The sequence below is a fragment of the Pantoea sp. CFCC18177 genome (assembly GCF_059412425.1).
This window is the reverse complement of record NZ_JBNBPL010000015.1, coordinates 1-15,755: the sequence shown is the minus strand read 5'-3', so window position 1 is coordinate 15,755 and position 15,755 is coordinate 1. Positions and strand designations below refer to the sequence as shown.

General features: G+C 56.1%; 12 protein-coding genes. 9 read left to right on the top strand and 3 right to left on the bottom strand.

Features of this window, described 5'->3' with window-relative positions; all coding sequences use genetic code 11:
• Positions 1-104 precede the first annotated feature (104 nt).
• A complete protein-coding gene (locus tag ACPUC8_RS15825; protein WP_494926801.1) occupies positions 105-1,124 on the top strand; it encodes a phosphotransferase enzyme family protein in 1,020 nt (339 codons plus the stop codon).
• Positions 1,125-1,272: 148 nt separating this feature from the next.
• Positions 1,273-2,334, top strand: coding sequence for an AraC-like transcriptional regulator QhpR (gene qhpR, locus ACPUC8_RS15820; RefSeq protein WP_494926800.1), 1,062 nt, complete (start codon positions 1,273-1,275; stop codon positions 2,332-2,334).
• On the opposite strand, the gene ACPUC8_RS15815 is transcribed toward qhpR, so the two are convergent.
• Positions 2,294-2,713, bottom strand: coding sequence for a cell envelope integrity TolA C-terminal domain-containing protein (locus ACPUC8_RS15815; RefSeq protein WP_494926799.1), 420 nt, complete (start codon positions 2,711-2,713; stop codon positions 2,294-2,296). The genes qhpR and ACPUC8_RS15815 overlap by 41 nt on opposite strands.
• A 118-nt stretch (positions 2,714-2,831) precedes the next feature.
• On the opposite strand from ACPUC8_RS15815, the gene ACPUC8_RS15810 reads away from it, so the two are divergent.
• The gene (locus ACPUC8_RS15810) at positions 2,832-2,972 is read left to right on the top strand and encodes a hypothetical protein (RefSeq protein ID WP_156138077.1); all 141 of its coding nucleotides are present in this window, start codon (positions 2,832-2,834) and stop codon (positions 2,970-2,972) included.
• A gap of 117 nt (positions 2,973-3,089) precedes the next feature.
• Here the strand turns inward: ACPUC8_RS15810 and ACPUC8_RS15805 are convergent, their stop codons facing one another.
• Together ACPUC8_RS15805 and sbcD are read right to left on the bottom strand one after the other, a co-directional pair.
• Complete coding sequence (locus ACPUC8_RS15805) at positions 3,090-6,767, bottom strand: AAA family ATPase (protein ID WP_494926798.1); 3,678 nt, start codon at positions 6,765-6,767, stop codon at positions 3,090-3,092.
• Positions 6,764-7,975 (bottom strand): exonuclease subunit SbcD, encoded by a 1,212-nt coding sequence (sbcD, locus tag ACPUC8_RS15800; RefSeq protein ID WP_494926797.1) that lies wholly within the window; start codon positions 7,973-7,975, stop codon positions 6,764-6,766. Before sbcD ends, ACPUC8_RS15805 begins: the two co-directional genes overlap by 4 nt.
• A 197-nt stretch (positions 7,976-8,172) precedes the next feature.
• Here sbcD and phoB point away from each other — a divergent pair, with 197 nt between their 5' ends.
• From phoB to proY, 6 genes are all read left to right on the top strand, one after another.
• Positions 8,173-8,862, top strand: a complete 690-nt coding sequence (phoB, locus tag ACPUC8_RS15795) for a phosphate response regulator transcription factor PhoB (protein ID WP_039334281.1) — start codon at positions 8,173-8,175, stop codon at positions 8,860-8,862.
• A gap of 15 nt (positions 8,863-8,877) precedes the next feature.
• A complete protein-coding gene (phoR, locus tag ACPUC8_RS15790; RefSeq protein ID WP_039334279.1) occupies positions 8,878-10,191 on the top strand; it encodes a phosphate regulon sensor histidine kinase PhoR in 1,314 nt (437 codons plus the stop codon).
• Between the two features lie 18 nt (positions 10,192-10,209).
• Positions 10,210-11,136: a PstS family phosphate ABC transporter substrate-binding protein gene (locus ACPUC8_RS15785; protein WP_039334277.1), complete on the top strand. Its 927-nt coding sequence runs from the start codon at positions 10,210-10,212 to the stop codon at positions 11,134-11,136.
• A 166-nt stretch (positions 11,137-11,302) separates the two neighbouring features.
• A complete protein-coding gene (locus ACPUC8_RS15780) occupies positions 11,303-12,406 on the top strand; it encodes a cobalamin-independent methionine synthase II family protein (protein ID WP_494926796.1) in 1,104 nt (367 codons plus the stop codon).
• A 402-nt stretch (positions 12,407-12,808) separates the two neighbouring features.
• On the top strand, positions 12,809-14,128 hold the full coding sequence (gene brnQ, locus ACPUC8_RS15775; protein ID WP_494926795.1) for a branched-chain amino acid transporter carrier protein BrnQ: 1,320 nt from the start codon (positions 12,809-12,811) through the stop codon (positions 14,126-14,128).
• A gap of 67 nt (positions 14,129-14,195) precedes the next feature.
• Positions 14,196-15,551, top strand: coding sequence for a proline-specific permease ProY (proY, locus tag ACPUC8_RS15770; protein ID WP_494926794.1), 1,356 nt, complete (start codon positions 14,196-14,198; stop codon positions 15,549-15,551).
• The last annotated feature ends 204 nt before the right edge of the window (positions 15,552-15,755 follow it).

The window sequence follows — 15,755 nt, the reverse complement described above, 5'->3', positions numbered from 1 at the left end:
ACGCTGCGGTCAACTTTGGGTTGTCTGCGGTCAAGCAGCCAGGACGAGGTCATCCCATGCTGATAACACTTGCTACCCTTGAGATTGATGCTGGAGATTGATGAATGAGCGCCGAACAAGCCGATACCCTTACTGACGTAGAAATCACCGTGCTGGCGCAGCAGGCGCTGGCCTGTTATCCCGCGCCATTGCAGGGCGAGTTGAAACTCCTGTGCCGTTCCGAAAACGCCACTTTCCTGCTGTTGGCGGGCGGCCAACGCTACGCGCTGCGTCTGCATCGTCCTAACTATCACAGCAAAGCCGATATTCAGAGTGAGTTACTGTGGCTGGATGCGCTGCGTGATATTGGCATCATGGTACCGCAGGCCATTCCCGCCAAAGATGGCGAAACCGTGCTGTCGCTGAGCATGGCGGGAGGGAGCGTGCGTCATGCGGTGCTGTTCCACTGGATCGAAGGTGACATGCCGACCACCGATGTCGATCCCAAAGCGTTTCAGCAACTGGGGCACATCACCGCACGCTTGCATCAACACAGCCGCAACTGGCAGAAACCTGCCGGTTTTCAGCGCATCATCTGGGATCATCACACCATGGTGAGCGATCACAGCCATTGGGGGCGCTGGCAGGATGCGCCTAACCTCAATCCAGCCGATCACGGCATCGTGGCGGAAGCGGTGGCACGTGTCGGGCAAGAGCTGCAAACCTTCGGCAAAGGCACCGATCGCTATGGCCTGATCCACGCCGATCTTCGTCTCACCAACCTGTTGTTGCACAAGGGCGAAACCCGAGTGATCGATTTTGATGACTGCGGCATGGGTTGGTATCTGCACGATCTGGCGGCGGCGATCAGCTTTGTCGAGCATCATCCACGTGCCGCTGAATGGGTTGATAACTGGATCCAGGGTTACGAGCGCGTCGCGCACATTAGCGATGAGGAGATGGCGCTGGTGCCGACGTTGCTGATTCAGCGCCGTATTCAAATGACCGCGTGGATGGGCACGCACGCGGAGACAGAGATGGCGCAGAGTCTTGGGCCGCGCTGGGCCGATCACTCTGTGCGTCTGTGTCGCCGCTATCTGGAAACTAATCAGCTGCCGGTTGGGGTGTATTTGCACCACGAATGATCAGTTATGCATCGTAGCGGCGCAATGTATTGCGCGATAAATCGCGCCGCTACAACCTCGTGTCGAATTATTATCATTTTCCACGCCTGGTACGAAAATTGCTGGATCCCTCCCTATGTTCCACTCGCGCGTTCCTTGTGAGGTTCCCATGCAATCACTGATAACCCCTTCTGAAGCATTGAGCACGCTCTCGGCTCAGGCCAACAATCGCGGCGTGCTGGCGGCTGCGGCGACAGGTTTGAGCACTTTTATCACTGACAAGGGCGGTGATGTCGATCGTATCTTTGGCATCAGCGGGATTGATTCCGAAGTGCTGGCGAGTCCCACGCTCAGCCTGGGATTGGTCAACTACTGCCGTGTGATGGAAGAGGCGGCGCGTCACTCAGGTTTTGATAACTTCGGTTTGCACTACGGCAGGCAGTTCAAACCGCAGTCATTAGGTCTGATTGGCTACATCGGGCTGTGTTCACCCACGCTTGAACAGGCGTTGCATAATTTGGTGAACGCCTTTCCGTGGCATCAGCACGATACCCTGACGCGACTGGTGGATAAAGGCGACTGCTGGCGACTGGATTATCAGGTGCGGCATGGCGCGATCCTTTCACGCCGCCAGGATGCCGAACTGACGCTGGGCATGTTCCTCAATCTGATCCGCCACGTTGCTGGGAAAAACTGGGCACCGCGCGAAGTGCATTTCGAGCACCCGCGCCCTGAACAGTGGCATGAGCACTGCAAAGTGTTTGATGCACCGGTGTGGTTCGATCAACCTTTTAATTCGCTGCTGATCCCCAAACGTGACCTGCTGCGGACCATGCCGGAACAGGACCCGATGCTGTTGATGGTGATGCAGGATGCGATCCGACGCCTGAACAGCAATGCATCCGTTCAGAGTGTGGTGGAACAGGCGCGCTCACAGGTGAATTTGTCGCTGATGCAGGGCGAACCCGTATTGGAAGAGATCGCGGAGAAAATGGGCTTGTCGAGCTGGTCACTACAACGGCGACTGCGTGAAGAGGGCATCAGTTTCACCGCGCTGGTGGACAAAGTGCGGTGCGAGATGGCGACGCACTATTTGCAGCAGAAGCAGCTACCGATTTCCGAAATGGCGCTGTTGTTGGGCTATTCCGAAGTCAGCGCCTTTTCCCGCGCCTTCCGCCGTTGGTTCGGCATCAGCCCGCGCCAGTGGCGGCAGGATGGGCTGGCGAGCTAGCCTTGCGCGGTGCAAAACCGAACCACGCCGGTTGCGTCCGATCCGGCGGGGGCGGTAAACCTTTCGACTGACCAATCAACTGCCAGGCGCGCAGGCACAGGGTTTCGTCACCTTGTGTTTGCGTCACCGCATAACGTCCGCTGTTTTGCCACTCCAACTGCACCAGACATTGTTGACCCGCGTAACGTTCAGCGTCCTGAAACTGCCGATTAAGGTGATGCTGCATCTCATCAGCCCATTTGCAGGATGCACTGCCGGGTTGAGTTTGCGGCTGACACAGGTTAGCGACAGGGGCGGGGGCAGAAGAAGTTGCGTGCTGGCAGGCGCTGAGCAGCGTCACTAACGCGAGCAAACCTGCGATGCGGGTTAAGAAGTTCATTAATTTGCCTGGCTGTTCAGGGAGTTGCAGCCAGTTTACCTGGCGGGCAGGGGAATGCTATGGCATTTCTCTGACTCTTAACTTGCGCAATAAATTGCGCCCCTATGGCTGGACGTTCATGACGGTAGCTACGCTGAAAGAAAATATTGATGCCATCACGGACAACAGCAGCGATCATGCTAAATGCCCCGTGAAGGTCAGCCCGAAGAGCAAAGCGTCCGCCGCAGGGATGCGGCGGCCGATCTGCATGGATGCGTGATTCCTTTGCGATCGGGCTGACCTTTATGGGGCTATGCACGAGATTCACAGCAACCCCAGCAAAAAGTGCGCATAAATGCGCACCCTACTAACGGCGCTATTTATCGCACCCCCAGGTTTATTCCCCCGGTAATTCCAGCTTGCTGTAGCCCAACCCGTTCATCTTACGCACCTTGATTTGCACCGGAATGCGCTCTTTCATGGCCTCAACGTGGCTGATCACTCCGATAGTCTTACCGCTGGCGTTGAGCGCGTCCAGGGCATCCAGTGCGGTATCGAGGGTTTCGGCATCAAGGGTGCCGAAGCCTTCATCGAGGAACAGGGATTCGATGCGCGTCTTATGGCTGACAAGATCGGACAAGGCCAGCGCCAGTGCCAGACTCACCAGGAAGCTTTCGCCACCTGACAACGTGCGCGTGTCGCGGGTGGCATCGGCTTGCCAGGTATCGACGACTTCCAGCTCCAGCTCTTCACTGGCGCGCCGTTGCAGCAGGTAACGGCCGTGTAAACGGTCCAGTTGGCGGTTCGCCAACCACACCAGATGATCCAGCGTTAATCCCTGGGCGAAGCGGCGGAATTTGTCGCCCTTGGCTGAACCGATTAAATCATTCAGCCGCCCAAGCTGCGCCAGTGACACCTCATCATCTGCAATTTGTGTCAGCAAGGATTGCTGCTGCTGACGCTGTTGTGCATCGCTGTGAAGCTGCTGCTGCGCCTCACCCTGCTGGCGGGCATTCTCGCGCAGTGTCTGGCGCAGAGAGGCTAACTGTTCAACCAGCCCGGCGGCAACGTCATCACTCAAGGTGGCAGGACGTTGCTGCTGATGGGCGGCAACACGCTGTGCCAGCTGCTGGCGCAATGTCTGCTGCTGTTGGCGCTGTTGCTCCAGCGTTTGCAGACGTTGACGTAACTGCAGGAACGCCTGTTCATCCAGCAGCGCAGCACGTAGGGCTGGTTCGTCACTAAAATCACTCTGCTGCAACGCGGTGAGGAACGCGGTTTCCGCCGTCTGCACCCGCGTCAGCTTGCTCTGCTGTTGGCTGTCTATCTGCTCGCACTGTCCGTTGAGACTGTGTAAATGGCTTTGCGCCTGCTGCCACTGTTGCAGGTGCTGCGCCAGATTCTGTTCGCTTTGCTGTAGCGCGGCATGTTGCTGCTGACGGGCATCTGCAACCAAACGATCGCCAAACAGCCGATGGCGCTGTTGCTGCTGCTCGCTTTGCTGTTGTTGCAGGGTATGAAGAGTCTGCTGCAATGCATCCAGCTGTTGTTGCTCACGCAACGAATTTTGTTGCAGGTTACCCTGCTCGCTCTCCGCTTTGGCTAATTGCGGTTGCAACTCGCTGAGTAATCTTTCGCTCTGCTGCCAGGCTTGCCAGCGCTGTTGTAGCGCTTCCAGCCATGAAGTCCGCACATCACGCGCGGGTAGTGCAAGCTGATGTGCGGCCAGCTGATTTTCCAGCTGCTGTGCCAATTGCTGTGAGGCGCTGCGTTCTCGCCCCTCACGCTGATTGAGCTCTTCAAGTGTTTGCTGCGCGCTTTGCAACCGTTGTTGTGCCAGCTGCTGGGCATTCTGCTGATGTTGCAGCTGCTGTTGCTGAAGCAGATGAGCCTCTTTTGCCTGTTGCAGTGCCAGCGCCGCCTGTTCCCGTAGCTGGAGTTGCTGCTGCTGTGAGTTCTCCTGTGTGTCTTGCTGCTGCTGCCAGGCGGTGAAATCATCCTGCTGCTCCAGCGTGAAGGTAAGTGCCAGCTCACTGCTCAAACGCTGCCACTGTTGGTTGGCGGTGGCAATTTGCTGGTCGAACTCATCGATCTCCTGCTGCAAAACCTGCTGCTGCTGTAATGACAGTTTCTGCTGCTCGCCTTGGGCGGTGCCGTCCTCTTTGAGTTTGGCGACCAATGCTTCCTGTGCTGCCAGTCGCTGCTGGTTTTCACCGGGCTGCAGTTGCTGATATTGCGCGATGGCCGGATGCTGACAGGAGCCACACAACGGGCAGGGCTGGTCGGGTTGCAGTTTGGCGCGTTCGTCGGCTAACTGCGCGATAGTGCGCTCAAGTTCGCAAATCTTGCGGATATCGAGCAGCGTTTGATTTTCACGCTTGTAGTCGTCACGCAGCGCCTGTAAAGCCGATTCCTGCTGCTGATGCTGCTGTTGCAACTGCGTCAGTTTCTGTTGTCGCTGTTGACGCTGCGGTTGCAGGGATTGCCAGCGTGCCGCCAGCAGGCTGAGTTGCTGGCGGGCAGGGCGCTGCTGTTGATGCAGAGCCAGGGCTTCACGCAGTTGGCTACTCGCGGCCTCGGCTTCCAGTGAAGTGAGTGCCTGCTCCGCTTGTTGGCGTTGCTGGCTGGCTTGTGCTTCAGCCTGCTGCAAGGGTTGCAGCGCCTGCGCATGTTCGGTAATCACCTGTTGTTGCTGCGTGACCTGCGTGTGCTGCTGTTTCTGCTGGGCAGTAAGCTGTGCCAGCGACTGCTCACGCTCTTCAAGGCGTGCGATATCCGCCTGCCAACGCGTCAGTTCCGCTCCCCAGCTGGCCACCGCCGCTTCGCGTTCTCGAAAATCCTGCTGCTGCGCGAATTGCTGTTGTAAGCGTTCACTCGCTTGTTGATGCTGGCTCACCGCGGCCTGACTCTGTTGTACCACCTGCTGTTGCTGGGTGTGCAGGCGTTGTTGATCGGCAATTTGCCGCGCACCGCTGGCAAGCTGTTGATCAAGCGGGATAACCTGTTCGGTCAGCAAGGTTTCCAACTGCTGCTGGTCGGAAACGGCCTGCTCACGTGCCTGCTGCGCCGCCTGATACTGTGTTTCACCCTGCTGCAGCGCCGCCTGAGCCTGTTGCTGTTGGGCATGTAACTGCTGAGCCTGCTGCGTCAACGCCTGTTGATCACGTTGCAGTTGCTCGCGCTGCTGAAGCTTATCGCGCAGTTTTTCTGCCGGCTCGGCGCGTGACAAGCGTTGGCGATCCCCTTCGGCCTGCTGCCATACGTGCTCAGCGCTCTGTCCTGCCTGCTCGGCTTGCTGCTGCTCTTGCGTCAGTTGCTGAGATTGCGTTAACCACTGCTGCTGCTGTTGCGCTTGCTCCAGCCGTTCGCTGAGGGTTTTCTCCTCGGTGGCTAACGTGTGTAGCTGTTGGGTAAGTTCATCGCGACGGGTTTCATCCAGCAGCAGCATACCGCCCGCGCGGGCGCGCAGCGTATCTAACTCGCTGCGGGCGCTGCGCCAACGCTCGTAAATCTGCATCGAGATTTGCCCGTAAATCTCGGTGCCGGTGAGTTCTTCCAGTAGCTCGGCGCGTTCTCCCGGTTTGGCATTCAGGAAGGCGGCAAACTGCCCTTGCGACAGCATCATCGAACGGGTAAAGCGCGCGAAATCCAGCCCGGAGAGGGTTTCAATCGCTTTGAGTTTGTCACCGACTTTATCGGCAACAATTTGGTTATCAGCCACGCGGGCCAGTTCGACACGCGGCGCCTGCAATTTGCCATCGGCCAGGCCACGTGCGCGGTTTTGGCTCCAGAACGCGCGCCAGGCTTCACCTTTGATTTCAAACTCCACTTCAGCCAGGCACTCTGCGGTATCACGGGTGATCAATTCATTTTGCGTCTGCGATAGCACGCCGAGGCGTGGCGTCTGGTGATACAACGCCAGACAAATCGCATCCAGCAGCGTGGTTTTTCCTGCGCCGGTGGCGCCGGTAATGGCAAACAAACCGTTACTGGCAAAGGGCTCGCGGCGGAAATCAATAAACCACTCACCGCGCAGCGCATTGAGATTCTTAAAGCGTAACGTCAGAATTTTCATGCGGACGGGTTCTCCAGCGCGGCGAGGGTGGTGCGAAACAGTTGGGTGAGTTGATCGGCTTGTTCGGCATCCAGCTGATCTTCCTGCGCCAGACGGCGGGCAAACACCTCTTCTACTTTCAGCTCGCTCAGGGTTTCGTTGTCCATGCGTGCCAGGCTGCGCTGGCGCTGCTCACGGCTACGTCGTACCAGCAGCACTTCCACGGGCAGCGCTTCGGTGAGCTGTTCGACGCGACGCTGCAGGTCGCTAAGGTACTCTTGCGTGGTGATTTCAATATCCAGCCAGACCGGTTTTTCGCCATCGCCCTCATTGAATTGCGTCAGCTGTTGCTCAATTTCCGCCATCGATCCTTTGAGCATCTGCATCGGCTGGAACAGCGGAATGGTGAGCGGGGTAACGGCGTCTAACTGGCGGCTGAAATCCAGCAGGAACACACTCTTATCGCGGCCCAGTTCATCAAAACTGAGTGGGATCGGTGAACCGCTGTAGCGGATATGCTCGCTATCGGCGATACGTTGCGCCCGATGGATATGGCCAAGCGCGATGTAATCCGCAGGGGGAAAAGCCTGCGCCGGGAAGGCATCCAGCGTGCCGATATAGATATCGCGTACCGAGTCGCTTTTGGTGACCCCCACCGTGGTGAGGTGCCCGGTGGCGATGATCGGCAGTGGCTGATCGCCACGCTGCGTGAGGGCTGCCGCGTAACACTGCTGGTAGTGCTGCTCTATCGCCTCCAGCAATGAGATTTGCTTTTCACGGCCTGATTGCCCGGCCTGACTACGCAGAATATCCCGTGGACGAAGATAAGGGATGGCGCACAGTAGCGCGCCCGGCGTGCCATCACGCTGATGCAGCGTCAGCACCTGCTGCTCGCCTTGTGGCGTGGCGCTGGTGATCACGCGGGTATTCAGGCAGGCAAGGAGTTCACGCGATTCATTGAGGGTGGCAACGGAATCATGGTTTCCTGCCAACACCACCAACTGACACCCAGTGGGCTGCAATGCCACCACAAAGCGGTTAAACATTTCACGCGCATAACTGGGTGGCGAACCGGTATCAAACAGGTCTCCGGCGACGATGAGTGCATCGACTTGATGCTGCTGGATCTGGTCCAGTAGCCACTCAAGGAAGGCCTGATGCTCTGCCGCGCGGCTTTTACTGTAAAAGAACTGACCGAGATGCCAATCCGCCGTGTGTATGATGCGCATGAAAACTCCGTGCTTAGTTAAGCGAGCGAGAAGTATAACCTCTTCAGATCGCAAAGAAAAAAAAGCGCTAATCGTTGTCACATTTCTGTTTTTTAACTATTTATCATAGGTCGGGTTTTTCATAAAAGTGTCATAAAACTGACGCATAATGACGCCGCAAATCCCCGTGACAAGCCGTCACAACAGCAGGAGTTATAATGGCTAAGCGCATTTTGGTTGTGGAAGACGAAGCTCCCATCCGTGAAATGTTATGTTTCGTGCTGGAACAGAATGATTACCAGCCTATTGAGGCCGAAGACTACGACAGCGCGATTGGTAAGCTGATCGAGCCGTGGCCTGATTTGATTCTGCTGGACTGGATGTTGCCGGGTGGCAGCGGTATTCAGTTTATTAAACATTTGAAACGTGAAGCGATGACGCGCGATATCCCGGTGATGATGCTGACGGCGCGTGGTGAAGAAGAGGATCGCGTACGCGGTCTGGAAGTGGGCGCGGATGACTACATCACCAAGCCTTTCTCACCGAAAGAGCTGATGGCGCGTATCAAGGCGGTGATGCGTCGTATCTCGCCGATGGCAGTGGAAGAGGTGATTGAGATGCAGGGCTTGAGCCTGGATCCCTCCTCACACCGTGTGATGGCCGAGAGCACCCCGCTGGAAATGGGCCCAACGGAATATAAATTACTGCACTTCTTTATGACGCATCCAGAGCGTGTATACAGCCGTGAGCAGCTGTTAAACCACGTTTGGGGCACCAACGTGTACGTCGAAGATCGTACGGTTGATGTGCATATCCGTCGTTTACGTAAAGCTTTGGAAGTTTCTGGTCACGATCGCATGGTTCAAACCGTACGCGGAACAGGGTATCGTTTCTCTGCCCGCTACTAAACGGAGTCTTTTACCGTGCTGGAACGACTCTCCTGGAAGAGATTAATGACCGAGCTGGCGCTGGTCTGCTTGCCTGCGCTGGTGCTGGGTCTGTTGTTCGGTTATCTGCCCTGGCTGCTGCTGATTGCCGTATCCAGCGTGCTGTTTTGGCACTTCAGAAACCTGATGCGTCTGTCGCACTGGTTGTGGGTTGATCGCTCCATGACGCCGCCTTCCGGGCGCGGCAGTTGGGAGCCGCTGTTTTACGGTCTGTACCAGATGCAACTGCGTAACCGACGTCGCCGTCGTGAACTCGGTAATCTGATTAAGCGTTTTCGCAGCGGTGCGGAATCGCTCCCCGATGCGGTGGTGTTGACCACCGAAGAGGGCACGATTTTCTGGTGTAACGGACTGGCTCAACAGCATTTGGGCTTGCGCTGGCCGGAGGATAACGGTCAGAACATCCTCAATTTGCTGCGCTATCCTGAGTTTTCTCGCTATATCCGTCAGCGCGATTTTAATAAGCCACTGACGCTGGTGCTTAACAACCAGCATCATATGGAATTCCGCGTGATGCCCTACAGTGAAGGGCAGTGGCTGATGGTGGCGCGTGATGTGACCCAGATGCACCAGTTGGAAGGCGCGCGGCGTAACTTCTTCGCTAACGTCAGCCACGAACTGCGCACCCCGTTAACGGTGTTGCAGGGGTATCTGGAGATGATGGACGATGCGACGATGAACGAGCGCACGCGTGGCAAAGCATTGCACACCATGCAGGAACAGACGCGTCGTATGGATAGCCTGGTGAAACAATTACTGACGCTGTCGCGTATCGAAGCGGCACCGGCCATCGATTTGAAAGAAACCGTGGATGTGCCAGGTATGCTGCTGTTGTTGCAGCGTGAGGCAGAAACCCTGAGCCAGGGCCGTCACAGTATCCATTTCCACACCGATCCGCATCTCAAAGTGTTTGGTAATGATGAGCAACTGCGGAGTGCCATTTCCAATTTGGTCTACAACGCGGTGAATCACACGCCAGATGGCACGCGTCTCGACATCAGCTGGCTGCGCACGAAAGAGGGCGCGCAGTTTAAGGTCTGTGATAACGGGCCGGGGATCAGTGAAGAGCATTTGCCACGCCTGACAGAGCGCTTCTATCGGGTGGATAAAGCCCGCTCACGCGCCACAGGTGGTAGTGGGCTGGGGCTGGCGATCGTGAAACATGCGTTAAGCCATCACAATGCGCGGCTGGAGATCACCAGTATCCCGCATCAGGAAACCTGTTTTAGTTTTCTTCTGCCGCCACGGTTGATTGTGGCAAAGGGAATCCGCGAGAATGTGGCGCAGTAAACGCCACCGGATAACCTGATGAAATCGCTGTTGCTGTTCACTTTGCTGTTGTGCTCTGCGCTGGCGCAGGGCCAACAAACCATGCTCACCGGCAATTTGAGCAGCGTGGGTTCTGATACCCTCGGCTATCTGATGACGCTGTGGGGCGAGGATTTTAGCCGTCAGTCACCTGGCGTTAACGTTCAGGTACAGGCGGCGGGCTCCTCCACCGCGCCCACCGCGCTGGCGGCCGGTGCCGCCCAGTTGGGGGCGATGAGCCGCCCGATGCAGATTGATGAGCGCCAACTGTTCACCACGCGCTATGGTTATCCTCCATTGGCTGTTCCTGTTGCCATGGATGCGCTGGTGGTGGTGGTGAATCAGGACAACCCGCTGCCCGATATTGATCAACCGCAACTCGATGCACTCTTCTCCGTCACCCGCTTATGTGGCGCGCACAGTGTACCGCAGCGCTGGGGCGATCTCGGATTGAATCAGGATGGCTGGGCAAAACGCAGCATTCAGCGCTTTGGTCGTAACTCAGCCTCGGGCACCTGGGGATTCTTTAAACAACAGGCACTGTGTAAAGGCGATTTTCGCGCTGACGTCGCGGAATTTCCGGGTTCGGCTGCCGTGGTACAAGCGGTGGCGAGTACCCCCAACAGCATTGGCTATGCCAGCTTCGGTTTCCATCTGAGCGGCGTAAAAATGGTGCCGATCAAGACGGCCAGCGGCGCGAGCGTGATGCCCGATGCCGAATCTATTCGTAGCGGCCACTATCCGTGGTCTCGTCCTCTCTACATTTATGTGAATAAAGCGCCAGGCAAACCCTTGCCACCCTTGGTCAGTGCTTTCCTGCATCAGGTGTTATCGCCAGCAGGGCAACGACGCGTCACTGAAGCGGGCTACCTGCCGCTTTCAGAAAGCCAAATGGCGCAGGCACGCGCCGCCATCGAAGGAAATTGAAGCAGTAGTCGCCGATCATGAATTATATTCACGTCAGCTGAATTTTCTTCCATTGCCCTTCGGGGCATAGCGTGTCACTCTCATGGACATGTAGCCGTCCAGATGGCTAAAAATAACCACGCGAAATTATACCCTGACGCAATTATGCGTTTAGCCAGGAGTGCATATGTCACATCATCATCCGTTCCGTGCCGATACCGTCGGCAGTTTTCTCCGTCCCGCGGCCATCAAGCAGGCGCGCGTGCAGTTTGCCAACGGTGAGATCTCCGCGGAGCAGCTGCGTCAGGTGGAAGACACTGAGATCCGTCATGTGGTTGAACAGCAACGTGCCAACGGTTTGCAGGTGGTGACAGACGGTGAATTCCGTCGCGCGTGGTGGCACTTCGACTTCTTTGGCGATCTGCAGGGCGTTGAGCTGTTTGAAGCCGAGCAGGGCATTCAATTTAATGGCGTGCAGACCAAAGCGCACGGCGTCAAAGTCACTGGCAAAGTGGGTTTCAATCCCAACCACCCGATGCTGGAACACTTCCGTTTTCTGAAGAGCATTGCCGGTGATGCGGTAGCGAAAATGACCATTCCAAGCCCAAGCGTGCTGCACTTTCGCGGTGGGCGTAAGGTGATTGATGCCACCGTCTATCCTGATTTAAAAGAGTACTTCGCTGATTTGGCACAGACCTATAAAGATGCGATCAGTGCGTTTTACGCCGAAGGCTGTCGCTTCCTGCAACTGGATGACACCGTGTGGGCCTATCTCTGCTCGACGGATCAGCAGCAGCAGATCCGTGAACGCGGTGAAGATCCGCAAGAGTTGGCACGTATCTACGCCGGGGTGCTGAATAAAGCGCTGGAAGATAAACCTGCCGATTTGACCATTGGCTTGCATGTCTGTCGCGGTAACTTCCGCTCAACCTGGATTTCCGAAGGCGGCTACGAGCCAGTGGCCGAGATTCTGTTTGGTCAGGTCAATATCGATGCGTACTTCCTCGAATATGACAACGAGCGCTCAGGCGGTTTTGAGCCGTTGCGCTTTATTAAGCCGGGTCATCAGCAAGTGGTACTGGGTTTAATCACCACCAAAAACGGTGAGCTGGAAGATCCTGCTCAGGTGAAAGCCCGTCTGCAAGAAGCATCGCAGTTCGTGAGCCTTGACCAGATCTGCCTGAGCCCACAGTGTGGCTTTGCGTCGACCGAAGAGGGCAACAGCCTGAGCGAAGCGCAGCAGTGGCAGAAGATTCGTCTGGTGGTCGATATCGCTAAACAAGTGTGGTGATGCTGTAAACTTGTGCAAACAGGCGCGTAAATCGCGCCTTTTGTGCATCCATAAGACAATTTTTGCAAGGAGATCTCCCGCGATGCGGAAACTTTAAGCAAATCATCTGAGGTGTTTTACGCCTATTCCCCGCTGATTAACTGCTTTGTGTCACTTTGTTGCTATATCCTTCTGGTTTTCCGATCCCGTATTGCCTTTCTTCGCTATAAACGTTTTAATTTGCGCCGTTGTCGATTTATCCCTCTGTGAACAGAAGAAAAGTAGTTTAAATCACCTGCGCTTTAACGATTAGGCCCGCATAACACACTGATTCCATCAGTTAAGCCCTTGTTTACGCGTATCCAGAGGACAACACGAACTCAACTTCCACCGCAACATCAGCTACAGGCAGTACAGAAGTTTATGACACATCGTTTAACCTCCAAGGATATCCTGGCGCTGGGCTTCATGACGTTTGCCCTGTTCGTTGGCGCAGGAAACATTATCTTTCCACCGATGGTGGGGATTCAGTCTGGCGAACACGTCTGGGTTGCCGCTTTTGGCTTTCTGATCACGGCTGTTGGCTTGCCGGTGATGACCGTTATCGCCCTGGCACGTGTTGGCGGCGGCATTGATGCCCTGAGCTCACCGATTGGCAAGGCGGCAGGTCTGCTGTTAGCCACCGTTTGCTATCTGGCCGTGGGCCCGCTGTTCGCCACACCGCGTACTGCGACCGTCTCCTTCGAAGTCGGGATTGCGCCATTGACTGGTGATGGCGCGCTGCCGTTGTTCATTTACAGCCTGATTTACTTTGCGCTGGTGATTGGTATCTCCCTGTACCCAGGCAAATTGCTCGACACCGTCGGTCATTTCCTCGCACCACTGAAAATCGTTGCGCTCACTATTCTGGGCGTGGCTGCACTGCTGTGGCCTGCGGGCGGTATTACACCTGCGACAGCTGATTACCAGCGTGCTGCGTTCTCTAGCGGTTTCGTCAATGGTTACCTGACCATGGATACACTGGGCGCCTTGGTGTTCGGTATCGTTATTGTCAATGCCGCGCGTTCTCGCGGTGTGGAAGATGCCAAATTGCTGACGCGTTACACCATGCTGGCGGGCGTGATCGCCGGTGTCGGCCTGACGCTGGTTTACCTCAGCCTGTTTAAACTGGGTTCCGGTAGTGCGGGCCTGGTCGATCAGAATGCGAACGGTGCGGCGATTCTGCACGCCTATGTGCAACAGACCTTCGGCGGTATGGGGAGTTTCTTCCTGGCGGCGCTGATTTTCGTGGCCTGTATGGTGACGGCAGTTGGCCTGACCTGCGCCTGTGCCGAATTCTTTGCGCAATACCTGCCATTGTCGTATAAGACGCTGGTGTTTATTTTGGGTCTGTTCTCCATGGTGGTGTCGAACCTCGGCCTGAGCCATTTGATTCAGATCTCCATTCCGGTGCTGACGGCCATTTATCCGCCGTGCATCGTGCTGGTGGTGTTGAGCTTTACGCTGAAGTGGTGGAACAAAAGCACCCGTATCATTGCGCCAACCATGCTGGTGAGCCTGCTGTTTGGTATTGTGGATGCGATTAAAACTACTAACTTTAAAGATGCACTGCCGCTGTTTAGTCAGCATCTGCCGCTGGCGGATCAGGGACTTTCCTGGTTGCCGCCATCGCTGGTGATGCTGGTGATTGCTGCGGTGGTGGATCGCGCAAAAGGACGCGAACAGGTCGCTGTTCATCAGTAAGCAACATTGCTGTTAATTTCAACCACGGGCTTGCCCGTGGTTTTTCATTTTCAAGGTACAGGTGGTTATGCAAGAAACCAACAAGCTCAAACGCGGACTGAGCACGCGCCACATCCGGTTTATGGCACTGGGATCGGCGATTGGCACCGGGCTGTTTTACGGCTCGGCGGATGCGATCAAGATGGCAGGACCCAGCGTGCTGCTGGCCTACATTATCGGCGGTGCCGTGGCGTATATCATCATGCGTGCGCTGGGTGAGATGTCGGTGAATAACCCGCAGGCCAGCTCCTTTTCGCGTTATGCGCAGGATTATCTCGGCCCATTGGCGGGATACATCACCGGCTGGACCTACTGTTTTGAAATCCTGATTGTGGCGATTGCCGACGTCACGGCGTTCGGCATCTACATGGGCGTGTGGTTCCCGGAAGTGCCGCACTGGATCTGGGTACTCAGCGTGGTGTTGATCATCGGCGGTATTAATCTGATGAGCGTGAAGGTGTTTGGCGAAGTGGAGTTTTGGTTCTCTTTCTTCAAAGTCGCCACCATCATCATCATGATTCTCGCCGGTTTCGGCATTATTTTCTGGGGCATCGGCAACGGCGGTCAGCCAACCGGTATTCACAATCTGTGGACCAATGGCGGTTTCTTCGCGCACGGTATCATCGGTATGCTGCTGTCACTGCAGATGGTGATGTTCGCTTACGGTGGGATTGAGATTATCGGGATCACCGCCGGTGAAGCGGAAGATCCGGCGAAGTCGATTCCTCGTGCCATCAACTCTGTACCGCTGCGTATTCTGGTGTTCTACGTGGGTACGTTGTTCGTCATTATGTCGATCTATCCCTGGAACCAGGTCGGTACGCAGGGCAGCCCGTTTGTGCTGACCTTCCAGCATCTCGGCATTGCGGCGGCGGCATCCATTCTTAACTTTGTGGTGATCACCGCGTCCCTGTCGGCGATTAACAGCGATGTGTTTGGTGTCGGACGTATGCTGCACGGTATGGCGCAGCAGGGCCATGCGCCAAAAGTCTTCACTAATACCAGCGAGCGCGGTGCGCCGTGGGTGACAGTGGTAGTGATGATGGTGGCGTTGCTGATGGCGGTTTATCTCAACTATCTGATGCCAGAAAAAGTGTTCCTGGTGATCGCTTCGCTGGCGACCTTTGCCACGGTGTGGGTGTGGATCATGATTCTGCTGTCGCAGATTGCGTTCCGCCGCAAAATTGGTGCGCAGGAGGCCGGTAAGCTGCAGTTTGCCCTGCCAGGCGGCAGCGCAACGGCGTGGATCGGCGTGGCGTTTCTGGTGTTTATCATCGCGCTGATTGGCTATTTCCCGGATACGCGCGTGTCATTGTATGCGGGCTTTGGCTGGATTGTGCTGCTGTTGCTGGCGTGGCCACTGGTGAAGAAGCGCCGGGGTTGAAATTGACGGGTGTGTATCACGACGCACCTGTCTGAAGGTCGCCATAAGTGGCGTAATACTCTTTAGTTAAGAACTCAGGCTGCTTATTGATAAGTGTCCTTTCTTTTCTGTGCGGGCTCTGCCGCCACTACTGCCCCCTCTGGGCCGTCCTCGCGCCGCTAAAGCGGTGCCTTCGACTTCCACGTCGTGCCGGACGGACCGTTC